The organism is Fuerstiella sp., from assembly GCA_022447225.1.
Lineage (GTDB): Bacteria > Planctomycetota > Planctomycetia > Planctomycetales > Planctomycetaceae > S139-18.
On the sequence record JAKVAZ010000004.1, the window covers coordinates 103,768 to 128,041 of the forward strand.

The 24,274-nt window shown below is 52.8% G+C and carries 16 protein-coding genes; 6 read left to right on the forward strand and 10 right to left on the reverse strand.

Annotated features, from left to right (window positions below):
- Positions 1-114 precede the first annotated feature (114 nt).
- From MK110_04210 to MK110_04225, 4 genes are all read right to left on the reverse strand, one after another.
- Positions 115-648: an NADH-quinone oxidoreductase subunit C gene (locus MK110_04210; GenBank protein ID MCH2210480.1), complete on the reverse strand. Its 534-nt coding sequence runs from the start codon at positions 646-648 to the stop codon at positions 115-117.
- Positions 649-680: 32 nt separating this feature from the next.
- Positions 681-1,238 carry an NADH-quinone oxidoreductase subunit A gene (locus MK110_04215; protein ID MCH2210481.1) on the reverse strand — a complete coding sequence of 186 codons (558 nt, stop codon included), beginning with the start codon at positions 1,236-1,238 and terminating at the stop codon, positions 681-683.
- Positions 1,239-1,384: 146 nt separating this feature from the next.
- Entirely contained in the window at positions 1,385-1,846 is a 462-nt protein-coding gene (locus tag MK110_04220) for a DUF2203 domain-containing protein (protein MCH2210482.1), read from the reverse strand.
- A gap of 49 nt (positions 1,847-1,895) precedes the next feature.
- Positions 1,896-2,444: a 4Fe-4S binding protein gene (locus MK110_04225; GenBank protein MCH2210483.1), complete on the reverse strand. Its 549-nt coding sequence runs from the start codon at positions 2,442-2,444 to the stop codon at positions 1,896-1,898.
- 519 nt (positions 2,445-2,963) lie between these two features.
- Here MK110_04225 and MK110_04230 point away from each other — a divergent pair.
- Positions 2,964-4,931: a prolyl oligopeptidase family serine peptidase gene (locus MK110_04230; protein ID MCH2210484.1), complete on the forward strand. Its 1,968-nt coding sequence runs from the start codon at positions 2,964-2,966 to the stop codon at positions 4,929-4,931.
- Positions 4,932-4,963: 32 nt separating this feature from the next.
- On the opposite strand, the gene MK110_04235 is transcribed toward MK110_04230, so the two are convergent.
- A complete protein-coding gene (locus MK110_04235) occupies positions 4,964-5,803 on the reverse strand; it encodes a fumarylacetoacetate hydrolase family protein (GenBank protein ID MCH2210485.1) in 840 nt (279 codons plus the stop codon).
- Between the two features lie 91 nt (positions 5,804-5,894).
- On the reverse strand, positions 5,895-6,137 hold the full coding sequence (locus MK110_04240; protein ID MCH2210486.1) for a hypothetical protein: 243 nt from the start codon (positions 6,135-6,137) through the stop codon (positions 5,895-5,897).
- 104 nt (positions 6,138-6,241) lie between these two features.
- Between MK110_04240 and MK110_04245 the strand changes: the two genes are divergently transcribed.
- Positions 6,242-9,421, forward strand: a complete 3,180-nt coding sequence (locus MK110_04245) for a tetratricopeptide repeat protein (GenBank protein MCH2210487.1) — start codon at positions 6,242-6,244, stop codon at positions 9,419-9,421.
- A gap of 191 nt (positions 9,422-9,612) precedes the next feature.
- Here the strand turns inward: MK110_04245 and MK110_04250 are convergent, their stop codons facing one another.
- Positions 9,613-10,026, reverse strand: a complete 414-nt coding sequence (locus tag MK110_04250) for a hypothetical protein (GenBank protein ID MCH2210488.1) — start codon at positions 10,024-10,026, stop codon at positions 9,613-9,615.
- Between the two features lie 335 nt (positions 10,027-10,361).
- On the opposite strand from MK110_04250, the gene MK110_04255 reads away from it, so the two are divergent.
- The 4 genes from MK110_04255 to MK110_04270 all read left to right on the forward strand — a co-directional run bounded on the left by MK110_04255 (position 10,362) and on the right by MK110_04270 (position 16,723).
- Positions 10,362-11,018, forward strand: a complete 657-nt coding sequence (locus MK110_04255; protein MCH2210489.1) for a hypothetical protein — start codon at positions 10,362-10,364, stop codon at positions 11,016-11,018.
- A gap of 153 nt (positions 11,019-11,171) precedes the next feature.
- Complete coding sequence (locus MK110_04260; GenBank protein ID MCH2210490.1) at positions 11,172-12,446, forward strand: zf-TFIIB domain-containing protein; 1,275 nt, start codon at positions 11,172-11,174, stop codon at positions 12,444-12,446.
- Positions 12,447-12,581: 135 nt separating this feature from the next.
- Complete coding sequence (locus tag MK110_04265; protein ID MCH2210491.1) at positions 12,582-13,688, forward strand: glucose 1-dehydrogenase; 1,107 nt, start codon at positions 12,582-12,584, stop codon at positions 13,686-13,688.
- Between the two features lie 554 nt (positions 13,689-14,242).
- Positions 14,243-16,723 carry a hypothetical protein gene (locus MK110_04270; GenBank protein MCH2210492.1) on the forward strand — a complete coding sequence of 827 codons (2,481 nt, stop codon included), beginning with the start codon at positions 14,243-14,245 and terminating at the stop codon, positions 16,721-16,723.
- A 94-nt stretch (positions 16,724-16,817) separates the two neighbouring features.
- Here MK110_04270 and MK110_04275 read toward each other — a convergent pair whose 3' ends face one another.
- The 3 genes from MK110_04275 to MK110_04285 all read right to left on the reverse strand — a co-directional run bounded on the left by MK110_04275 (position 16,818) and on the right by MK110_04285 (position 24,235).
- Positions 16,818-18,491, reverse strand: coding sequence for a hypothetical protein (locus tag MK110_04275; GenBank protein ID MCH2210493.1), 1,674 nt, complete (start codon positions 18,489-18,491; stop codon positions 16,818-16,820).
- Positions 18,488-21,079: an ABC transporter substrate-binding protein gene (locus MK110_04280; protein MCH2210494.1), complete on the reverse strand. Its 2,592-nt coding sequence runs from the start codon at positions 21,077-21,079 to the stop codon at positions 18,488-18,490. Before MK110_04280 ends, MK110_04275 begins: the two co-directional genes overlap by 4 nt.
- 81 nt (positions 21,080-21,160) lie before the next feature.
- Positions 21,161-24,235, reverse strand: a complete 3,075-nt coding sequence (locus MK110_04285; protein ID MCH2210495.1) for a PQQ-binding-like beta-propeller repeat protein — start codon at positions 24,233-24,235, stop codon at positions 21,161-21,163.
- Positions 24,236-24,274 lie beyond the last annotated feature (39 nt).

Sequence of the window (24,274 nt, forward strand, 5' to 3'; positions counted from 1 at the left end):
TTCTCGCTGTCCCGCCTGGGCACACAGAGAGTCGAGATTCAGATTTGGCGGGAGATTCAAATCGATACAGTCAAAACCCATCAGACCAAAACTCCGAACTCGTTCAGGTAAAACTTACCGACCCCGTACACCGTGATATTCCAGTGGAAACTCATAGTCCTTGCGAAGCGCATGTCCCTGCCAGTCTTCGGGGCACAGAATTCGACGGTGATTCGGATGTCCCTCAAACTGAATACCCATCAGATCATAGCATTCGCGTTCGTGCCAGTTGCCGATTCCCCAGACCGAAGAAACCGAAGGACACGTCGGCAGACTGCCGGCAGTGTCGTTTTCCCACCTTGGTAAAGTGACCTTGAGTTTCAGTCGATGTTTCAGCGATGTACTGGAAAGTTGATAGACAACTTCCAGATGTGGATCATGCTCGAATTTCTTCGCTTTCTTCGGATCGAGCTCCAGATAGTCCACACCACACAAGTCGTTCAGGTGGTCGAACCGCAGTTGATCATGATCCCGAACGAATGTGGCAACTTCCTGGATCGAAACAGCAGCAACTTCAATCCAGGGATCTGTCGCCGGCCACGGACCGGCTCCGACCACGGATTCGCCAAATTTTTCCAAAAGCAGGTCGTGAATTTCGTTGATGTTCATCTGATTCAACCGGTCAGGAATATAAACATGTGTCACGAAGAAGTTGAAACAGGAGTCGTACGGCCCGAGACCGGTGATGTCTGATCGGAGGCCTGATGAGATTTCCTGGTCAGTGCGCGAATCCAGTCGAGATCACCACGTTTCCAGACATAGGCAAACCCCACCAGTAACACACCAAAGAAAATCAGGATATCGAAGAAGCCCGTCCCGGCCAGATACACAGCATCCTGCTGAGAAATGATACTCTCGGAACCAGCCGGTTGATCCAGCAGCCGATTGCTGAGCTCCTGACGAACGGGTTCCGAAAGCCGCGTGTCTGCAAGCTGTACTGCACTGCCGTAAACGGCAGCCCAAGGAAAGAAAAAGGCCACTTCCACGTCAAAAATAATGAACAGCAGTGCGACCACATAAAACCGAAGATCAAACTGAATGTAGCTGGAACCAATCGCAGGTTCACCACACTCGTAGATGGAGTCCTTTTCGGGAGTTGGCAGTTTCGGTCGCAGCAGCCGGCCAGCAATCAATGGCAACATCAGTAACACGGCCGATCCGCCACCAAACAAAATCAAATGCCCAACAAGATCTGTCATAACAATTTGATTCCTCGTCCAACACTCACTTCAACACCGGTCGTTAACATCAACCCACCGCAACGAACCAAGACCACACCTGTCCGGTTCCGGCCGAGTCGGGTGTCCGGACAAAACTGCCGAGAGTAACCAACGGGTTCAGCAATTCAAAAGTCGACACCCGTTCTTTCAGAAAACTCTGCATGCGGCTCCGCAACGCCTGTCAGCAAAGGGCGACGCATCATCGCGTCATCCTCAACACTTCGCCAGAACATAAATTCAGCTTCTCCCGGCTGCCAGTTGAGCCAGATCCGTTGACCGCCCTGTTCAGACGACAGTTCCACCAGGCCCGAATTGCGGTCAACGACATTGACATCAATCAAACTGAGTTCCTTTTCCAGTTCTTCAAAACACTCAAAGTCACGCTCGACGGCCTGCTGCATTTGTTCAAATTCTTCCGAATGAGGAGAGTCTCCGTCACACTGTTCATACAAATGGAAAATTTCGTCGAGTCGTTCCTGACGTTCCTGCAAATCCCTGGCCAACGCCACGATATCACGAACCACAGTCTGTACGTACGGAAGACGTTTGTTAGCAGAATCAATACTGAACACAGCGGGCGGTGACATCGGCAGGCCTTAACGGGCTTGGTTCGCGACTGGCGTCTTTTTCAGTGACTCAGGATTCCTTCGCAAACTCAAACGGACTTTCCTCTCCCTTCACCCAAACCGGTTCATGCAGCACTTTGGACTCGGCAACGGCTGTGGGATTAAGGGTCGCCCTGCTCCAGGCGATTTCCAGTGGCAGCTTTGCATAATCAACGATGCACCCGTCGCGGCTGTAACAACTCAGGTCATGGTTGGAACCCATGAAAATACAGTCCACCGGACAAGGATCCACACACAAAGCGCAGAACATACACTTCGTGTAATCAATTCCGAATCCGTTCAGGCGAAATCCCTTGCCCACAGGACTCTTTTCTTTTTCGATGTAGATACAGTCGACCGGACACGCCTGTGCACATTTTTCACAGCTGATGCACGTCGTCAGATCAAACCGGTGAAAGCCACGGTAACGCGGCTTCACTTTGAGCGGCACCTCGGGATATTCATAGATCTGTGTAAACGCCTTGCGGTTATACGTTCTGCCCATCGTGAGTAAGGTGACAAACAGCCCGCGGCAGATGGTGGCAACGGCCATCCAAACGTTTCGAAACCAGACCAGCATAAACACAATTCTCAAAAACGAAAGGTGCAAGTTGAACCACGAAACCCGTGGTGATTGAGACGGATGCCAGCCCCGGAGGAGCAGGAAAAACCCTGCCAATGATTATAGATCCGGGTATTCGGGACGCAAGCGGCCTCCAATTTCATCCCAGCATTGAGAAGCCGAATCAAGGCAGCACGACCACAGAAACAGAGGCGGGATTTTGGTCCCGAAATGACTTTGTGCCGCAGCGGAGGGAAAGACGCCGGAAACGGTAACCCTGTTAATTCGTTGCATAATACATTCGATTTCTCCTGACATGTGCAGTTGTTGTCACCAACAAATCCGGGCACTCTGACTGGATCCTTCGAACTGTGATTGTCAGTATGCATTGTCTCTGGGTCGCTGTCAGTCATTCTGACAGGCACCCTCCCTCTAACCGGACCCGATTCATTGACTCGCAGCCGGACATCTGCCCCGGTCGTGTCAAGTTAGTCAAAACATGCCCCTTCCCTCCTAAACTTTGCGGTAGCTTTGGCAATGTTCTCCCGCGTTCTCCTGTTGTTGACAATCCTGCTCTGCGGGTCCGGCCTTCAGGCTGCTGACCAGCTTCCGCGTCGCCTCCCCCCTGCCGGCATCGAAATTCCACTCAAAGTCTCACGGGAACTTTCCGCAGAACTGGCTGAAGTCAACACGGCCCTGCAACGCTGGAAAGAAACTGCACCGGATCTTAAGTCTCTTGAACCAGACGTTGCAGTTTATCTGAAAGCTGTCCGGCGGGCTTTGGCAAACGGCGAGTTCTGGAACAGCCAGGAAACAGAATGGGCCGGCAATCTGCTTGCCACAGCACGCCGTCGTCTTCAGGCCCTGCAAAACAGTCAGAGCCCGTTCACAACAGCTGACGGAATGATCTACCGTGGATTCAGATCTGCACTCGACGATTCGGTTCAACCGTACGGCTTACAAATTCCGGAAGGACTGGACCACAGCAGACCGGCACCACTCTATGTGTTTCTGCACGGCAGAAATGAAAAAATGGTTGAACTCCAGTTTCTTGAACAATTTCGCAATCTGGGTCGCGTCGAAGCCCCGGGAACCTTCGTCCTTCACGTGTTTGGCCGATACTGCAACGGATATAAAGCAGCCGGCGAAGTGGATGTAAGGGAAGCAGTCGCACACGTCTGCAAAAACTACAAGGTCGATCGGGACCGCATCGCCATCACCGGATTCTCGATGGGAGGCGCCGGTGTCTGGCATCTGGCCGCGCATTATCCTGATCTCTGGATGGCTGCAAGTCCGGGTGCTGGTTTCGCAGAAACCGCACAGTACAACAAACTCAAGCCGGCCGAATACCCCCCGTGGTACGAACAGTCACTTTGGGGACTCTATGACGTCCCTGGATATGTTCGCAATCTGTTCAACATGGAGGTGATTGCCTACAGCGGTGAGCTGGATCCTCAGATGCAGGCCTCGAGCGTTATGGCATCAGCATACCGGAAACACGGGCGAACACTTAACCACATTATCGGGCCGAACACCGGACACAAATACCATTCTGAATCTCGTCTGGAAATCCTCCGTCAGCTTGCAGCCACAGCAGAACGTGGGCTCAATCGTAATCCCGAAAGCGTCACTTTTCAGACCAGAACGCTGCGCTATGACCGATGTCGCTGGGTCCGCATCGTTCAGCTCCAAAAACACTGGACGGACAGTCACGTCGACGCCCGCCAGAAAGAGGGGTCAATCCAGATTGCCACTCACAATGTGGCTGCTTTGGAAATCCAGGTACGGGACGGACTGCGTCTGGGTGGTGCACAGGTCAGGATTGACGGAACAGGAATACGACTGAACGACAACACACCCACGACCGTTACACTTTTTAGAAACAACGGTACATGGTCACTCAAAGGCCCTGAGGGGCCACAGCACCTGCAAAAAACACATGGACTGCAGGGACCGATCGATGATGCGTTTCTCGAACCATTTCTTGTGGTGACACCGGGCGCAACGGCAGCGCATCCCCGAATCAACGAATGGGTTCATTTTGAACTGAATCATTTCATCGACCGTTGGCGTCGTCTGTTCCGTGGCGACGTACGCATGAAGGCGGATGTGGATGTAACGGCCGAGGATATGAAACGGTACAATCTGATACTCTGGGGAGATCCGACCTCGAACAAGGTACTCGCGGCGGTCCTGCCCAACCTTCCATTATGCTGGACAACAGACTCTGTGACAGTGGGCCCGTCTAATTTTTCTGCTGCACACCACGTTCCCGTCCTGATCTATCCCAATCCCGCTGCCCCGGACCGCTACGTTGTCATCAACAGTGGCATCACTTTCCGAGAAGCGCATGATCGAACGAACTCGCTGCAAAACCCGAAATTACCGGATTGGGCCATCCTGAATCTAGACATTTCTCCAAATACCGAAACAGCCGGCCGCGTCGTCGCAGCCGACTTCTTCGATGAACGCTGGCAAGTTAAACCGGTGTCCACCAACAAGTAAGACCAGCCCAGTCCAGCGAGGTCTGGCACCTGTTATTTGACCGGATTGCTGAGCACCATATCGTCGAGGTGAACCTCAACGGTATCTCCGGGGACGATGATTTTTGTTGTGCCCGGTGTGCCGGTAAAGATCAGATCACCTGGCTGAAGCGTCACATACTGACTCATAAAACTGACGGTGTCCGGCACATTGTGAATGAGATGGTCCGTCTTTTCGTCCTGGCGAGTTTCTCCATTCAGAACCAAACGAAGTCTCAACTGGCTGTAATCCACACCGGAAAGAATATAGGGCCCCACCGGCCCAAACGTATCGGCACCTTTGGCACGCCACCACTGCACGTCTTTCACCTCTTTGTCATTCTGCCAGACACGTTCACTGACGTCATTACCCGCGGTCACGCCAAGCACATAATCCAGCGCGTCTTCAGCCGACACCTTGCTGCATTTTTTCCCGATCACGATGGCCATCTCGGCTTCGTAATGAACCACCGAAGCATCCGGCGGGATGACAATTGCCTCACCGTGTGCCACCAGACAGGACACGTTCTTGGTGAACGGCTGTGGGATCCGGAATTTCTCAGGGATGGGACCGTCACTAAGATGACTACGATAGTTCCCCGCCAGTGCAAATACTTGTGTGGGCTGACACGGTATCAGGATTTGTATGTCCTTCAGTGAATGCGTGATATCCGTTCGCGACCATTCACCGAACAGGTCCCCGTCCAGCTGCCGGACCAAATCTCCTTCCAACCGGCCATAAGCGATCGTTTCACCCTTCTGAAACCGAAGGTAACGGGTGGGTTCCGCAGCGAAGACCACCGAGAGAGACAGGCAACCAATGAGCATGGCAGCAACAAAAACAGCTCGTGACATCAGATAACTCCACTGGGGAAAAATAATTGTGGATTTTGCGATCGCAGAGGCCCTGCCGGCATGACAGGAATTTAGATATTAACGAAACCTGTCAACTGATTCCTTCCTGTTTCACCCGCATCACTCGATTCAGCAACACAATCTGCGTCATCAAAGGTACACGCAGCCTGCGACAGATCGTCCACAATCCCTGACGGTTCACCGGATGAATACCATTGATGCACTGTCTGCCGACGATACGCGGCGCCCCGTCTCCTGGAAATCGCAGCAGACGATCTCCTGTGGAAAATCTCTCTGCCAGTCCTGTAAAATATGTCCAGGAACATTGTCGCATTCCAATTTTCTTCCGGATACACCAGTCACTGCTCTGCTGAACTTTCAATAATCACTGGTTTCGATTCGCGGATTTCAATCGTAGAATCAGCCACTGTGGTTTACATGTCCGCTGCGAATCGTCTGCCCGGTGGACTCCGCGTCATACCGCGCAACCTGATCCTCCCTTCGTTTGGTTCACGTATGTCGACTCAGCCTGTTTTCAGACCTCGGGCCATCACAGCATTACTTCTGGCTGCCCTGGTCATTCAGCCTGACGCGAGCCTGGCAGACAAAGCAACGGATGACTTTAAATTTGGCGTGGGCCTGTGGCGGAAGCAGCGATGGACGTCCGCAGCCCAGGTGTTCTCAGAATTTCTCAAAGAGTATCCTGATCACCAACGTGCTCAACTGGCTACGTTTTATCTCGGCCTGACCTGGAGTTCGCTCAAAAAATACGGCCTGTCACGTGAGCAGTTCCAAAGATACCTGGACCTCAATCCGGACAGCCCCAACACCGCTGCAGCAAAGTATCGCCTCGGCGAGTGCAGTTACTACCTCGGTGAATACGAAACAGCAGTCACACAGTTTGAAACATACACGCGAGAACATCCCGGTCACAAGTTAATTGACTGGGGACATCTGCAGTTGGGTGATTCACTGATACAGGTCGGACGCTTTCAGGAGGCCGAGGTAGTTATCACCCGGCTTGTCACCACAACCTCCAGTGACAACATCAAAGTCCAGGCACAATACTCACTCGGACTTTCTCTGGAAAAACGGGAAGAACCTGATGCGGCGCTGGAGGCCTATCGCAGCGTCGCGCTGAGTAATGACATTTACCAGGCTCCCCGCGCCTTGGCTCGTTCCGGGACGATCCGTTTTCAGCAGGAAAGATACGAATCGGCAGCTGCCTTTTATGATCAGATCGTATCTCGGTTTCCGGATTCACGTCTCACACCGCTGGCAGCACTCAATTCAGGTCTGGCGATGTATCGCATTCAGAAATTCGAGGACGCTGTTCGTCGATTCAGACAGGTTTCCATCGATTCAAATAAGCATAATGAATCCGTACTGCTGACCGGAATGTCATTTTCCAGACTCAACCGACTGGATGAGGCCAGATCAGCTCTGAAAGCCGTGTTTAAATCAGGCGGGGATCCGGACCATGCAGCCGAAGCACTGTTTGAACTGGGACGTCTTGAACAACTGGCCGGAGAGCACAAACTAGCCGTCCAAATTTATACACAACTCGCAGAACGCTGGCCGGCCGACACTCACACACCGGATGCATTGTTCAATGCTGCCAATCTGCAGCTCGGGCTGGAGGAGACCACATCCGCAGACCGACTGCTTAAACGTCTCACTCAGAAATACCCGGCCCATGCAGCAAAACCGCGCACCATGTTTCTGGCAGGCCGAATCCAGTTGAAGCAGAAACAATCTGCGGCTGCGCGGGAGTCGCTGCGTCAGGTAGTCCTCGCTACTGACACCGAACCACGTACGATGGCACTCAGTCTGTATTATCTCGCGCGGATTGATCACGAACAAAATCTGTTCGAATCCGCCCTTTCAGCGGTACAACAGCTGCAGTCTTTCCTGGACGATGATACGAATCGCGATCTGAGAGGAGCACTCGCACTGGGAGCAATGAGTGCTCTCGAATTGCGCAAATTTGAGACGGCCGAAGAACTGGCTACTGACTATCTCAAGCACGGCGTGAACGGTACGCAGACTACCGATGCCCTCGCAGCTCGCACCATTGCCCGCGCCAGCGTCGGTAACTATTCCGGTGCCATACTTGACTCAGACCAACTCATTCAGACCGCTTCAGACAGCCTTCAAACATGGACCTCAATTCTTCAGGCAGCGGAAAATGCCTGGGACCAAAAAGACTATGAGTCGGCTCTGGAATTATTCCGTCGCTCCAACAGCATCCATGCTCCCGAGGTCACACGGCAGTCCGGAGCATCGGGTACCGCCTGGTGTCTGTTTCACCGCAATCAGTTCAAAGAGGCTGCCGGAAAGTTCAATGAAGCGGCATCAACCCGGCCTGAATCATCAATCGGGATTGAGGCTCGTTACATGGCAGTCAGGTGTCTGCACGAAGACGGACAAACAGAGGCAGCCATCGAACAGTACACGATTTTGTCTAAAGATTTTTCTGTACTTGCATCGGAAGCTGCAACCACAGAACTCAGACAGCGACTGCAGTCTTATGCGCTGGACGCCGGACGAACGGCAGCACGCCTGCTGGATTCGGCGAAACGCAGAGACGAAGCGAACACTCAGTGGTCCGAACTGGCTGACCGATTTTCGGACTCCGGAGAACTGGACGCTATTCTGGACGAATGGGCTTTGGCAAATCTGCAAGCAAAACAATACTCACAGTCAGATCTCATTTATCGGCGTCTGCTGAAAACGCGTCCCGGCGGCCCCTTTGAGGGAACAGCACGACTTTCTCTGGCAGAAAGTGACCTCGATGCCGGTCGTACTGAAGAAGCGATGCATGAGTTTCAGGAGATTATGGATCACCGAAACTACGAAGACTCTGAAAAAGCCACCGCTATGTTTCATCTGATTCAGATCAGACTGGAGCAGGAGTCCTGGGAGCAGGTGACAAAACTTGCGGGCCGATTTGCCAGGGTGCACAGCAACAGCCAGCTGGTCCATCGCATTCAGTCACTGCACGCCAATGCTCTGATGGAACTGAATCAGCCGAATCAGGCACGTGAAATTCTTGAAACGCTGCGGAAGGATGTTCTCGAAGGTTATCTGGAACCGGAACCATGGACCGAAAGAATCTGGATTGTGCTGGGAGAAGTCGAACTGGCCTCAAAAAGATACGCACAGGTTGACACGATTGCACAGGAGTTCGAAAAACAGTTCCCGGAATCACCGATCGGTTTTCAGATGAGTTCTCTGCAGGGGCGTCGCTGGAAGAATAAACCGGAACCCGACTTTGGAAAGGCGCGTGAATTCTTCACACGCATCATTGACGATGAATCAGCAAGGGGAACGCGGCTGGCAGCAAAAAGTCAGTGTTTGATCGCCGATATGTGCCTGATGCAGAAAAATTACGCACAGGCTCGTGAAGCTTATTTCAGAGTCTACATTCTTTATCCGTATCCGGACCTTCAGTCACAGGCACTGTTCCAGGTAGGAAACTGTCAGCTGCAACTTGGCAAAACAAAGGATGCTGCCAAAACATGGGAGTCACTGCTGAATGAATTCCCCGAGTCCCCGTATGCCAAAGATGCGGCGAAACTACTGAAATCGACAAACGTTGATACGGTACAACCCTGAGCGGTCCTCATGTATCAACCTGCCCGCACGTCTCAATTTCTGGCAGGCCCTCTGATGCACTGAGACTATTTCCGTAGCCGGACTGACAGGCCATCGTTGCCGGTGACGATAGCGACCCGCAACTGTTATTCGAACGGTTCAGCAGCTCTGTAACGAACTCAGTTCAACACTCCACGATCAAAGATCGTCTGTCAGTGTGAGGCAGATTCTTCGGGAGGATTGTCAAAACGGACCAGGCTCTGAGCCAGCCCGTTCATCTGAGCAGAACCGCAAAGAAATGCGATACAGGTCAGTGCAGTCACGTAAAAGAACTTGCCCGGATAATTGTCGACATTCAGAGAAAAAATCACATGATGACCGGCGACAGGAGGCGCCACGGCTCCCCAGACCAGTACGGCCGCAAACATCAGTAACAAAACACCGATCCACCCGCCCCGCCTGATCGCATCGAAGGCTGTCACCCAGTTCACCGCCAGTGTCCAGAAAGCAATCCAGGCCATCAGCGGCAGCCACGGTAGAATCACCTCAAAGAGAGATATTGCCACAGAAAGCAGTGACCAGAACAGAACGACAAGGTTCTGCATGAGTTCTATGAAAGCGTTCATTGATCGGGTCCGGTACAATTCAAGGATCGGCGACCATTGATGGCGGAAAAATTCTTCAGCTTGAATACCTAGCGTACTCTAGTGTGAATGAGTGATTCCAGCGTGGCCTCAGGTGTTCTCGAACCAGGGAAGCAAATGCACAGATCGGTCCTGCTGTCAGTATGTTTTGATCAGCTGACCGTTCCCGGAAGTCGTTCACAGTGATTCCAATTGACGTGACAGGGCCAATCCGCGAGAAATAGACCAGCCTGCTCTGCCCGGCAATCAATTGATTTTCTGGTTTCCATCAGCAAATTGTCCAGCCAGTCAGTCGTCTATCGAAGTTCTGCGTCTGTATGTTGAATCTCGTTCTGGTCGGAGAGAACGAAAGCCCGGTGCGTAACCTTGCCGGCTTTCGAAAATCGCACAGGGTTCCCGATGACACGTCGGAACGTTCCCGGGCATTTGTGCGTCGTATTGCCGGCGATGATGTTGGCCGGGACCTCGATCAGCGGTTTACCGACCTGCGTCATAAGCTGGGGTTGAAACGTGTGCAGATCCAGGTTTCTGATCCCGCCGACGGATGCGGGTCGATCAGGACTCCGGAATTCAGTTACCAGGTATGTGCCGACCTTAGCTGCAGCAATTCGTCTGCTGTCGTCTGGAGACGATCTGTGTACGGATTTACAGCGCCCGATGCTGTTCTCTCAGAGAGTTTTTCAGCCACCTTCGGTACCACATTCGACACTGTGGAATTTTCCCCCCGACAGCCGGTCGATGTCGAAACCATCATTGACTGGATTGAAGACCGGACAACCTGCAGGTTACAGGCTGACTACGACCGAACAGGGTCATGGTGCCGTTTGACCGCACCTCAGCAAATGGAATCGATGATGACAATTCGAGCTCACGTGGTCTCGTTACAGTCACTGAATCCGTGTAATCCGCAGACCTTGTTAACGTCTTTTCTCGCCTTCCATGACCTGTTACCTGTGATTGAATGGTCCGGCTGACAATCCGGATGCCGACAGATGATTACTGTGCGCAGCGTCCGGTAATTTCAAATGTTGTTCATCCGCAGATGAACAAACTGCGTTTAGGCTGCACGCATACGAATCGATCAGGATTGCTTCAATCCATCCGTCCGTTATTCCGGAGTATCCACCATGGCAGATTCGACTGCCTGCCCGCGCTGTTCGCAGTCATTAAAGGCTTCCGATGACGGACTCACATGTTCTCAATGTGAGGGTCGTTTCGTTGCAGGCGACACCATCGATGCCCGCTGGCTGAGCATCCCGGAGATCCTCACCGAAGTTCAGCCGGTTTTCTGCCCTGGGTGCAGGGCTGTCATGACAATCAAGATGCTGGGAACAACGGAAATCAACGTCTGTCCGGAATGTTCCGGTATTTGGCTGGACAGGACAGATTCAATTTCAGTCACCGATCGCGCCGGACTGCAGCAGTTTCTGATGTACAGCCTCAGCTTTCCGGAACGTGTTGTCCGCAGTTCCATCGGACTGGCGGCCGGCGCCGCGATAGAAACCGCAGGCTTATTAATTCCGCAGTCATTCCAGTCGGCCAAATCTTACGAACTGGTCGTTAAAAATTCGCTGGGATTCCTGACAAAAAGCGTTGGCGGCGTTCAGACAACCGAAGACGATCACGAATCAGCGGCAGACCTCAGTAACAACTTTGTCGCCAGAAAAGCGGTCGGCAATTTCGTCGACCTCGCCGGTATGGCCACACTCCACGTTTCGCCGGTCTGGCTGCTGGCAATCGTGAGCGACGTTGCCTATGGAACCAGCAGCTACGTACAGGAACTTGCCGATGAACTCAAAAAACAAGGTCTGATCGATGATACGTCCACAATTCAACACGTTGAAGACGTGTTGAATGCGATTCAGGACAGTTCAGGAAACGCAGCCAGTCTGTTCGACACTCCCCCGCTCTCCGTAGATCAGCTGCGAGCAACACTGGAAAGAACGCGGGAATCCCTCACCGAAGTCGACTACACCACTGTTTTGCCTGAGGCTGAACTGAAACGGTACTGGCACGAGATGCAGGAGATCTCAGTCAATAACGGAGTTTGTCTGCTGGCAGTCTCCGGGGCCCTGGCCATGAACACACTGGAAAAGCTGGAAACGATGGTAAAAGGAACACTCACTGGAGTTCGCGTGGCCGGCGGCCTGCTAAACAAACATGTGATCGGACACTATACCGATTCTCTGCAAACCATTGGGGATAAGGGCCTGTTTGAATCCCTGCAGGATACCTCCGGTCCGTATATCGCCGCCGTCTGGAATAATTTTGCGGATGACACAACAACATGGACCGATGAACTTGTCTCCGGTCGCCTGGTCGTCCGTGGCTGGAAAGCCGTCTCAGGGTTTCTCAGTGGTGATTCGAGTGAACCTGCAGACGATGACTCAACAACCAATTGACCATTCAATGATGACCGCACGGAGTATTGTCTGTTATGCATTCGACATCGGCTGTTTGACACTTAGAATCAGTCCCTGCAAATATACCTTCCTGTCGGCATTCTCAATTCTTAACAATCCGGGGAGTCGTAACCAATGAAAGCCATTGCCGTTCGTCCGGGCACTCCAGACAGCGTGTATCTGGCCGATCTTGCCAAGCCTTCAGTCGACGAAATCGCCAATGATCGTGGCGTACTGGTCCGAGTCCTCAAAGTTGGTGTCGATGCCACCGATCGTGAAATTAATGATGCGCTGTATGGTCAGTCCCCAAAGGGATATGACTTTCTTGTGATCGGCCATGAGTGTTTTGGTATTGTTGAGGAAACAGGTTGCGCCGTGAAGAAAGTTAAACCTGGTGACTACGTGACGTGCACGGTCCGTCGTCCCGGTGGCTCGATCTTCGATCAGATTGGCCGTTCTGACATTACCAGCGAGGAAGAGTATTACGAACGCGGTATCAATCTGCGTCACGGTTTTCTGACAGAGTACTTTGTCGACGACGAAGAATTCATAGTCCGCATTCCTCAGGGCCTCAGACATTTGCATGTCCTCGCTGAACCGATGAGTTGTTCAGCTAAAGCCGTCGAACAGGCTTTTCTGGCACAGCAAAGGCTGCAGGTCTGGGAACCAAAGCGTGCGTGGGTGACCGGAGCCGGCCAGATTGGTCTGCTGGCTACACTGGTATTGCGTCTTAGAGGTGTCGAAGTCTGGACTCTCGCACGCGGAAAACGCGAAGGAAATCTGAAAGCTGAAATCGCCGAAGGCTATGGCGCCACGTATGTCAGTACTTCGGAAATAACTCTGCACGAAATGGCCGAAAAGCACGGCAAGCCGGATCTGATCATCGAAGCAACGGGACACAGCGGCGTAGCCTTTGAATGCATGCAGGTGCTGGCCCATAACGGCTGTATCGTATGGACCAGCATTACAGGCGGTCAACGCGACATCAACATCCCCAGTGACAACATCAACCTCAACTGGGTGCTCGGTAACAAAATGCTGCTGGGTTCCGTAAACGCCAACTTTCGTCACTTTGAAAGCGGAATTGCTGATATGGCACTCGGAGAAATGTCATGGCCAGGTGTTACAGAAAAAATCCTTACGAATCCGGTCGAGGGACTGGACAACTACAAGGAAATGATGCGTCTACTGGTTGAAGACCCGAATGCGTTGAAAGTTTACGTCAACGTTGCAGATGAATAGTGCACTCAAGTCTGCAAATTGTTCGTTCCGTGTTTAACCGGCACTCACAGCATTAACGGTGCGGTTCCGTACCGGCAAGAAAAACGCCCCGCCCTGTTCCGACAACCTCGCACAACGGCTTATTCCATTGTACGGTCGGCTGATGTGGTTCGTGGAGCGGATTCGTCGCCTGTTCGGATACAGAGTCATCTGTATCCGGAACGTACAGCACTGGACACCAGGCAAAAGCTTTCAGAATTCGTTTTCATTCGGGTATGCCTCGAGAAGTAAGTTTGCTTCTGCGCGAGGTGCCTGGCCTGCCTGCCTCCGTTGAGACCACAGCGGAGATTTTCGTTTTGTTCTTTCCAGATCCCCACACAGATCAGACAGACAAGAGCAATCACACCTTGCTTCGAATTCGGCCCGGACATCCAGGCGGTCTTCCTTTGGTTTAACGCACAACAGAGTTCAGAATCAGATCATTATCGAATTCGATTTGCCCCAGGCATTGGTTCCTGCCCTGCGATATCTTACAAGTTGATGTCCCTCTTCGTTCCTGGTCCATCGACGCAGCAATGAAACGACTCCGCTCACCTTTTCAAATTCATATCTGGATTGCCGCCACAGTTCTTTTCGGGACCGGTTGTCCGACCGACGCAGCCGGCGTGTCCGGACAGACACCACGACACTGGGTCTGGTCAACAGCCCGTCATATCCCGGAGAAAACGACGAGCGAGGAAAGTGGTTATTTTTCCATCATCGAAGGCCACAATCACAAAATCTACATCGGAACTGCAAAATACGGTGACAATGCGTATCTGGTTGAATTTGATCCGGCAACAGATGAAATTCAGATCGTTCTGGATGCCGAACACGAGATCGGCCTGGACCGAACGGGCTTTGCGGCTCAGGCTCAATTCCATACACGTAACAACATCGGAAGCAGTGGCAAAATCTATCTGGGTACTAAGCAGGGCGACAGAACTGACAGGACAAAAGAGTCTCTGACAGACTATCCTGGCGGACATCCGATGGTGTTCGATCCGGCAACCGGAAAAACCCAGGTCTACGGAATACCGATCGCGCATCAGGGCATCATCAGTATCGCCCCCGATGAATCACGGGGCATTGCCTATGTCTCGACCTGTTCTGATGAACGCCCCATCGAAAGCACTCACTTCATGGTGCTGGACCTGCAGACCGGCAGTTATCGCGATCTTCTTGACTGCCATCACCTTTATGCGTTCATCGTCATTGATCATCGAGGCCGCGCCTATCACCCGGTCGGCGGCGGAAACATCGCTCGTTACGATCCCGACAGCGACCGTCTGGAACTCCTGAAACAAACTATCGATGGCAGACCACCGCAGCAGCATACCCTGCTTGCCACTACCGACGGACATCCGATCAACTGGGAAATCAGTCCGGATCGCCGGACACTGTACGCGGTTGCTATGAACTCAAACGGACTCTACCGCTATGACCTGACAGATGACGACGACAATCTGAAAGGACATTCAATCGGTCCTCTCGTACCGGAAGCCGTCAACACGAACTGCCGAGCCATGTGTGTTGCTCCGGACGGAACGGTGTGGGCCGGTGTCATGGCGACTTTGCCTGGCCAGCCGCGATTGCCCCGACTGGTCAGCTACACCCCCGGCGATACGGCCCCTACGGACCACGGACCAATCGCCATTGGAAATCCTGACTACACACCATTTGAAGGTGATCATCAGCATGGCGTTCATCAGCCGTATGGCAACAAGGGACCCCTTGTGTCTCGTTTCGCCATCATGGGGATCTGTGCCGCCACTGACAACACTATCTACCTAACCACACTGTATCCATTCACCGTGCATGCCGTAAAGATTCCTCGGATCGCCGGCGTCACCACAGTCTATCGTCACAACTCACACGCGGATGTCATCTTTACCCGACTGCTCCGAACGGACACTCTTGACGAAAATGGTCAGAAGTCACCGCTGAAACTGGCATCTTTGTATGTCGATCAAATCGGTAACAATGATACCAGCCGGACATACGCCAAAAAACATGCTGTCTCTGTTGTAGAATCCGTAACGGACTCGCTGACAGCGGGAGGCGACACACTCAATGTTGATGGTGTCATGCTGGTCGCCGAACATGGCAATTATCCGCGGTCGGACACCGGCCAGATCAGGTATCCGAAACGTCGACTCTTTGATGAAATATCAGACGTATTTCGAAAGACCGGTAAAGTCGTTCCGGTCTTCACGGATAAACATCTGGCTGACAACTGGCACGATGCAAAGTGGTTGTACGATACGGCTCGTGAACTGAAGATTCCGCTGATGGCAGGTTCGTCACTGCCCGTATTATGGCGATACCCGGCTGCCGACGTACGAAAAGGTGCCCAACTCCAGGAAATTGTGGCATTGTCCTACGGCAGCCTGGATGCCTACGGGTTTCATGCCCTGGAAATGGTTCAGTCACTGGTGGAACGTCGGGAAGGTGGCGAAACGGGAGTCATCGCTGTGCAGTGTCTTTCGGGCAAAGACGTCTGGGATGCGCGTCGCAAAGGTATTTTTGACTCCGAGCTTCTCGACGCCGCCCTGTCCCGACTCAGACATCAACCCATTCCCGATGACACGAATATTGAACAACTTGCAAACGAGCCTGTTCTGTTCATTGTCGATTATCGCGACGGGTTACGAGCAAGTGTACTGGTACCAGGCGCCGCTGTTAGCGAATGGACGGTCGCATGGCGATATGCAGACAGTGATCCGGTCAGTGGCGGAGTCACAGAATCCACCCGGTTTGCACCACAGGAGATTCGCCCGTTCATGCACTTCACATATCTGAATGCCGGTGTTGAAAAGATGATGCATACAGGAAAACCTGCGTGGCCCGTGGAACGCACACTGCTCACCAGTGGAATTCTTGATGCAGCCCTGATTTCGAAACGTGACGGTGGCAGTAGACTCGAAACACCGTGGCTTGACGTGACATACACATGCAGCTGGAACTGGCGGCAGCCTCCAATCCCGCTGAATGATCCGGCTTTTTCCGATCCTTAAACACCGGGAACAGCGGTTCACCGCCACGGACCGTTCAGCCGATCTGTCTCAGGACAGCGTATCTCACACGAAACAGTGACAGCGTCCTCTGACTTTACCGTGCTCCGGTCGATTTCGCTTTCGGCTGGAGCTTTATCCGGGCACGCAGATCATTCAGTTCACTCTTACGACGAGTAAGTCTCTCGGCGTTAAAGTAATGCTCAAGCGTATTCTGCATCCTGTTACACATTTTCAGGATGGCCCTTTGCTCGGTTCTGTTCTGCTGACGTTTTGCGCGGTTCTCAGCACTGACCCGAATCAGATTGAGTGATTTGGCAAATTCCTCAAACGTCTTATGAGCTGCGTACTCGTCTAAATATTTCTGAAGATCTTCGCTTCGCCGTTCCTTTGCAGCACGCCGGGCCAGACTGAACTGAACTTCACGGAGAGCAATCGAATCGACAAGCTCATCCTGAAACAGCTGCAGATCCCCTTCTACACTCAATCGGATCGAATCGTCAGGCAGTTCTATGGTATCTGATGTCTGTAGTCCCGGCGCATAAGGGATCAGTGCCAGCAACGTACGACCGCTGTACACGTACAGCCACACAGTCGAAAATCCTTCATGAACAGCGATTTGAACTTCGCCATTGCGGTCACTGATCAGTTTTAGCTGAGCCAGTTCGTCCTGATCCTCTCTTCTCAGCTTGTAGACCACACTCAACCGCTGGCATACCAGTGGTTTATTGTCGACGGACCTTTCAACCAGACGCACAGTGCTCGAAGGTACTACCGGGCGTTGACGTAACGCAATCTGTTCCAGGCCCCTGCCACGCACTCCAAAGGGGGAAACGGGCGTGTGAGTCAGCAGTACTCCGGTCACCAGTCCGCGGGTTACCTCCTGATCAACAAACTTGACCCGGATATAGGTCAGCGGCAGTGGCCTTAAACGTCGCAACTGAGTGGAATCTTTACGGTTCATGAACCGCTTAAAGGGGCGTAACACATCACCGGCACGAATCTGTAAAGCAGACGGATCAGGAGGCACAATCTCAGCAGCCTGCAACTGCAACTGCATAAATTCGTGATTTTGGTTATCACGGTAACGGCGCACATACTTCAAACAGGGCCGAAATGAGTCACGAACCAGCCGTGCTGCAATCGCGGCAACGAATTTACGGTCCGGTGTGAATTGCCGAATCGCAGGAGACAGATCATGGGTCCGCGTATCGTATTCCCTGCAAATTACTTCAAATCCGGCTGTACTGGCAGCCACACCCAGAAGCATTGCTTTGTCGGACTCTGATTCCGGATACCGGTTCAGGGCGAGCTCACCATCTTCCACCTCACGTTCACCGGACGGTTGAAGCAGTCGCTCAGCGTCAATCAAATCTGCGACATCCAGTTCGGCAATCTGAATCGGAGTACCTGGTCTCAACCAGTCGGCGGCATACACATCAAGCTGCCACATTCGGCCGTACATGCGACTGACGGCCTGGCGGATATCATCCAGCAACCGACGGGGGCGGAAAGAGCGTCCTCCGACGGCCCCTGTCATTGAAACCGATATCCGAACACGATACGAACACAGACGGAAAGGAACCTCGGACGTCGATTCGTCGTCTGCCAAATCCCGGGATCCATCGGCTTCCTGTACTGACAATTCAGCTTCCGGTATCCGGGCCGCACCGGCAGTACTGCTTAGCGGCAGCCAGTCAGCGGCAACCAGACTTAGAAAGATCAAGAACGACCACCCAAGCCGACGGTCATAACATCCGATGTGTCTCAAGGTTTCACCACCCAGCGTTGAACGTTGTCGTATACAGAAATCGGACGGTTCCTGTAACCGGTCACGCTGCTGCGAAATGCGACGAACTGATCAACCTCCCACAAAGGAATCAAAAACGCCTGGGCTGCAATATTTCGCTGCAGCCGGAATAAACTTTTCTGAGCCGCGCGAAAACTTCCCGCATAGTCCAGACGCGTCAGGTCACGTCTGAGCCAGTCCGGATACCGCCTCAACAGATTGACATCCAGTGTGTTGTCCGTCAACAACACAGACCACAGATCAAACAACGGCTCTTCCATACTGACACGACGATACAGCATGTCCCAGTCGGCATAACTGTCAGCGAACTCATCGGCCACCATCAGCCGAACATCAAGGCCAATGTGCGTCCACAGCTCAATCATCTTTTCGGCCGCAGTTCGCATTACCGGATCTGATTCGCAGAGCATGGTCAACTCAGGAAGTTTAATATCCCGGACTGCATCCTGAAGTTCGTCAGCATGATCGACCCGCCATGCAACTTCACTCCACACCTGATCCTCGGTTCGAGTGGCATTGAACGCTTCCCGGGCCTGGGCAACCATATTCTGTCTGACCGGAATACGCAGCTGTTCCTCTGCTGCAAACTTCAGTGTAAACGCGAGTCGGAGATTGAACAGCGGAGGATCCATCAAAGGATTACTGGCATAACTGTCACGCGCCCACGTGGCGCTGCTGAGACGACCATGCTCCATGGATTCATCCCTCAGAATAATATTTTTCAGAATGACGTCTCTGGGCACCGCAAAGGACAGCGCACGTCTCAGCTGGGCATTGACAATCTTTTGGGATTTCGGATTGAACACGATGACATGATTTGCCGGCACTGCCAGTTTCTGCACAAACCCCAGACCCGACTCCCGCACCGGGTTCACTTCCCACGGCTGAAGATCTGAAAGAACATCAATTTCACCCCGACGAAAAGCCTGAATCTGCTGGTGGCGAGTCTCGAAAACCCGTTCGACAATTTCTGCAACGTGGTACTGGTCAGATTGAAGATCATCAGGTTCCGGAATGGTTCTCAAATAAGACCGTCCGGATTTACTCTGAGTTTTCAGCCGAAAACGACCGGCCAGTTTTCCGGGTAATTCCAATTCACTGCCGGTCCGGTCCGTAGACACACGATGGATCGGAAACCGAAACAGCGCAGCGAGATTCAGCGGCACGCGTGAAAACTGAACTTCTATTTTGGTGGGTGATCGAACGATGTATCCGGAAACAAAGGAGGCCAGACGCGGATCAAACTGGTCACTGTTCGGATCGAGCCTGCCCTCCAGGGCAGCTGCAATCTGTCCCGCGGAAACCGGAACCTGTGACTGCCAGTACGGTCGACGGCTCCGCAGAGAGAAGGTCACAACACGGCCCAGATCCTGAGGGTCCCATTCTTCGACGATCGTTGAACGAAAATGCGTCATTTCACCGGCAACATCCGCCTCAAATACCGGAACAGAAACCAGCTCGCGATGGCGCCGCTGAGATGGTGACACAATCGGAAACGCTGAGTCAGCAACTGATTCAACACCGACGCGCACCACCTGGTATCGGGACAGGAGTTCTTCACCGGTTCTGCGATCAGCACCCGTCAATGGCCAGATTATGTCGGAGTCTCGGGCCAGTCGGCTTGCCGTTTCATGATCTGACTTGTTTGCGTACTCCGATGCCTCCATGAGTTTTGCCACTGCAAGTTCAAGCAATTTTTGACGCCACATTCCCGCAACTTCGTGATCGCTGAACCGCAACGTTAACCGCCGCAGCAGCCACCTTGCACGCCTGAAATCAGAGTCGCTGACCGCCTGGCTGATCATCGGAGCCAGCAGTATCCCCGTCAATTCAGACAATTGAGGATAAGTCGGATCTCTGTCGTATATCTGCTCTAACAATGCCAGTGCGGCAACCGGGCGGCCTTCTTTAATATGCGACTGTGACTCCAGAAACAGTAGTCGATTAAACCGAGGCGAGGTTTCTTTCCAGTCAGGTACATACGCATCGAGCCGCTGCAGCATATCGTAGGCTTTGTCCGTATCTCCTTCCTCAAGCAGCAAATCAATGCGTTCCAGCATCAGCTGCTCACTCCCGATAATATCAGCCACCTGATCCAGCTTGATCTGCCTGTTGGTAACCGTTCCGTCACGAAGGTCGACTGTCAGCAGTCCAAGTTGTTCAAAATGCAGATTTTCCCCGGCGGTTCGACGAGGCAGTGCATCCAGAGCATCTCTTTCTTCGATCAGACGCTGATATGTATTGGGGCGAGGTCCATCCAGCAGGCGACAATCAAGTACAAAGTTTTCTAGTTTCAGCACCACCCAGTCAAACCGTTCATTTTCCATCAGCTCTTCAAACGAGGGCGGTCGATTCATACTCTCCAGTGTCGGCAGTCCGTCCCGGTCAAGACGATTGTCTTCCTGAGCCCATAACGGTGCGGTATTCAGAAACGCCAATACGCCACACAAAATCCCGGTAAAACCAAACAGTGCCCTCAGCAAAGCTGTGCTGCCGAAGGCCTGCCGCCGGGAGGCTGGATAAAGATACTTTTGAATTCCGACGTACATTATTTTTATGTTAATTCACAGTTCTGATTGGGCAGGACGCTTCCGACCTTCGGTGTCTCGGACATACCGATGTCCCCTGAATCAATGACTGACCACGTCGTTCAGGGAATACAGACTTCCGTCAGCTCCCACCACAATGAAAGAAGAGCCAACGGCAACGGGACCTCGCTGAAGCCGCATATCCAGTTGGGTCGACTCTCCGACCGGCAAACCCGCAGCATCCAGATTCATCACCGTCCCGTCAGAAAATGCCGCAAGGAATCCGCCACTCGGCAGTGGCAACGGTGCATCAACAAATTGAGACGCATTTTTCGAAAATTTTCCGACAGAATTCAATTCAGCATTCAGTTCAAAAACCTCCACTTCATCATCACCGATCTCGACAAACAGACGATCTGCTGCAATCCGCAGCGGATGACTGACCGCCGCACCAAGGTCACGCTCCTGAACTTTCTGCAGCGTCGATGAATTGATCAACAGCAGTTGTCCGTCAGTCGTTGCGGCGCACAGATACTCGCCGGCTGCAACCGGAGGCAGATCTGTCTCACCGTCAAAGGAAGTGGAGGCAACTTCCGCAAGATGAGGTTCTGGACTCTCACGGTATTCAATCTGCACCATCCTGTTATCCGAGTTAATCGCGATCAGCTGCGTCTCACTGATGGACGTCATGGACTTCCACGAGGCTTCCGCATTCAAATCCCGTGACACCTGATAGTCTTCGGACTTTTGCCGGGTGGCCGTTAGTGTCAGTCGGCCTGGTGAAGCCACCACCAGGCCGTCGGCCAGCGGCACAGGATCACATTCCAGGGATCCGGGAAGTTCCCGGTCCCAGTTTCTCTCCAGCTGACCTGTCGGAGTAAATGTCCACAGGGCCCGTTCACTGCCATAACACCAGGCAGCAAGTCGACCGTCCGGAAGCTCCGTACCGCCCACCGGATCACTGAGTCCCTCGGGAAGACGAAACGGGCTGAGCGATGTGGTGTGAAAACCTGATTCATCAATTTCGCTGACGGGAATCCGAAAGACGTTACCAAAATCACTCAGAGCAATCAGCGACCGTCCGGACGTCGACTGACCAACTGCCACCAGATTGGTACTCAGCACTGTCCGCCAGTCCCCCGTCATCGTATTGCGATTCACCCGCGTAAAAAACACGGACGCGGAAAATGGTTTTGTCGTTGTCACCAGCAGACTCTCATCATCAATCTGCATCGGATACAGATGCTGGCCCCCGGCAACCACCGCTTCATCCAGCAGGACGGCCTGTGACGTAATACTAAAACGGCGCAAAGCCGTACTCGCCATCCACAGGTTGCCGCCTGGTCCGGCCGCAAGAAACGTGGAAGCAAAGACTGCGTTTTCCAGCTGGTTGGTCCCGATATCCGAAAGTGCATCGGTATCGGGTCGATCGGACACTCGAAAGGCTGTTAAACGCTGAGGTGTCGATGGAACATAAAGCTGATCTCCCCGCAGTAGACACGGATCCCAAATCTGGCCGACAACACTGCGACTTTGACGTTCGACCAGTTTTCCATTTTCAGACAACGTCAAAGCCCGTATACGAGAATTGTCGACAGAATCATTTTCGCACAACAGAAACAGTTCCCCCATCGTCAATAACGGCGCGCCCACACTTCCTTCACCATACTCCAGCCAGGTAGCCGCGCGACATTCCAGCGGCTGCAGCGACAATGTGTAAACAAATGCGGTCCGCCCGGGGATCACAAGTGATGCCTTATCCCGGCTGACAGTTGGCGGTCCCTGCACCGGCTGACTGAACCGGACTCGTCTGACAGCCTGCCCCGTCGCGACAGCAACCTGCCACAAGTCTCCCGCTTCCGTAGTAATATAGATCTGCTGGTTGAATATTAAAGGCGGACCGGACGCCGGTGATTCAATCGACTGTCTCCAGATCAATGTACTGTCTGTCTGTCGCACCAGCATCAGTTCGTTGCGTTCGCTGTGGAACAGCAGCAGCGCAGGTGACGAAGCATCGACCTTGGCCGGAGCAAACGGAGCCGGTCCTCCGATGTTACGTTTCCACACCGGTCTGCCGGTTTTTGAGTCCAGAGCAAAAACCACGTCGCCTCCTGAACCAAAAACGAGTTTCCCGTCGGAGACCAGACCGGACTGAGCCTGAGTCTGCAGATTGAGTGACAGCGAAGGCCGTTGATCGATATCCGCATCCAGTGGATACGCCTCTGCACCAAGATCTTCAGCAACCACTCTCTCAACTTCCGCAGCCTCAATCTCTGACAACACATCATTAAACTCCTGATCGTTCCTGATCACATCGAAACGATCAACTACCTCGGTGTACACGCCCAATGCACCGAACGTGTCTTCGGTCTCCAGCTTGTGACGAATTGACGCAAGTGAATTACTGAGACGGTCAGTTTTAAGAATGGCGGCTGCTGCGCTGCGCTGAAGACTTTCCAGCTCCTCACGCTTCTGAGGACTGACGCCACCACCTTTCTGCGTCAGCCGGTCCAGCATCACAAGAGTTGCTTCACTGGCATCCAGTGCCTCCTGGCTGGCCTTCTCCTTTGCCACCTGTGCGGCTGCACTGGTGATCTTCTTCGAGAATCGAATCAAATCGTCCTTTTGTTCAGCGAAGCCGCTGAAGTCACGGCATACATGAAAAAATTCATCCAGACACATCCGGGCCTGAATCACCGAATCAATACTGAACGAATTACCCTCGCTGTATTTCCGAACACGGGCAGAATGCAGGCCAATCAGAGCCGACTCTTTCGAAGTGCTGCCCGGATGAATTTCAAGGAATTGCCGAAACAGATCTTCTGCTTCGTTATAACTGGAATTCTGCAGTGCCTGCTGTGCCTGCTGCAGTCGACGAGATTCACTTTCCGTCATTAACAGAAAATAAAATACGGCAGCAACGATCCCCAGGCCGAAAATGACGAAGCACATCCCAAGAACAAACGGTGAACGTGACAATTTCTGTTCGCCGGGACGGGTCGGGCCACCGGCGATCTGATCATTCAGCTGAGACAAACGACCTCGTCGCAACTGGCGTTGAGCCCGCGAACGAATTTCATCACGGCGATGTTCGACGGCTTCCGAAGCTGCCTGTGCAGAATCAGCCGCATCGTCCATGTACTCAACAGAATCGTCTTTCGACTTACGCTTCGACACGATTGTCGTTCCAGTTCATCCGAATGGGAATTCGTAGGC

What these genes read in the sequence shown, in the direction of transcription:
- MK110_04210 (MCH2210480.1), bottom strand. Translation starts at nt 648, where the DNA reads ATGAACATCAACGAAATTCACGACCTGCTTTTGGAAAAATTTGGCGAA.
- MK110_04215 (MCH2210481.1), bottom strand. Translation starts at nt 1,238, where the DNA reads ATGACAGATCTTGTTGGGCATTTGATTTTGTTTGGTGGCGGATCGGCC.
- MK110_04220 (MCH2210482.1), bottom strand. Translation starts at nt 1,846, where the DNA reads ATGTCACCGCCCGCTGTGTTCAGTATTGATTCTGCTAACAAACGTCTT.
- MK110_04225 (MCH2210483.1), bottom strand. Translation starts at nt 2,444, where the DNA reads ATGCTGGTCTGGTTTCGAAACGTTTGGATGGCCGTTGCCACCATCTGC.
- MK110_04230 (MCH2210484.1), top strand. Translation starts at nt 2,964, where the DNA reads ATGTTCTCCCGCGTTCTCCTGTTGTTGACAATCCTGCTCTGCGGGTCC.
- MK110_04235 (MCH2210485.1), bottom strand. Translation starts at nt 5,803, where the DNA reads ATGTCACGAGCTGTTTTTGTTGCTGCCATGCTCATTGGTTGCCTGTCT.
- MK110_04240 (MCH2210486.1), bottom strand. Translation starts at nt 6,137, where the DNA reads ATGCGACAATGTTCCTGGACATATTTTACAGGACTGGCAGAGAGATTT.
- MK110_04245 (MCH2210487.1), top strand. Translation starts at nt 6,242, where the DNA reads ATGTCCGCTGCGAATCGTCTGCCCGGTGGACTCCGCGTCATACCGCGC.
- MK110_04250 (MCH2210488.1), bottom strand. Translation starts at nt 10,026, where the DNA reads ATGAACGCTTTCATAGAACTCATGCAGAACCTTGTCGTTCTGTTCTGG.
- MK110_04255 (MCH2210489.1), top strand. Translation starts at nt 10,362, where the DNA reads ATGTTGAATCTCGTTCTGGTCGGAGAGAACGAAAGCCCGGTGCGTAAC.
- MK110_04260 (MCH2210490.1), top strand. Translation starts at nt 11,172, where the DNA reads ATGGCAGATTCGACTGCCTGCCCGCGCTGTTCGCAGTCATTAAAGGCT.
- MK110_04265 (MCH2210491.1), top strand. Translation starts at nt 12,582, where the DNA reads ATGAAAGCCATTGCCGTTCGTCCGGGCACTCCAGACAGCGTGTATCTG.
- MK110_04270 (MCH2210492.1), top strand. Translation starts at nt 14,243, where the DNA reads ATGAAACGACTCCGCTCACCTTTTCAAATTCATATCTGGATTGCCGCC.
- MK110_04280 (MCH2210494.1), bottom strand. Translation starts at nt 21,079, where the DNA reads ATGTACGTCGGAATTCAAAAGTATCTTTATCCAGCCTCCCGGCGGCAG.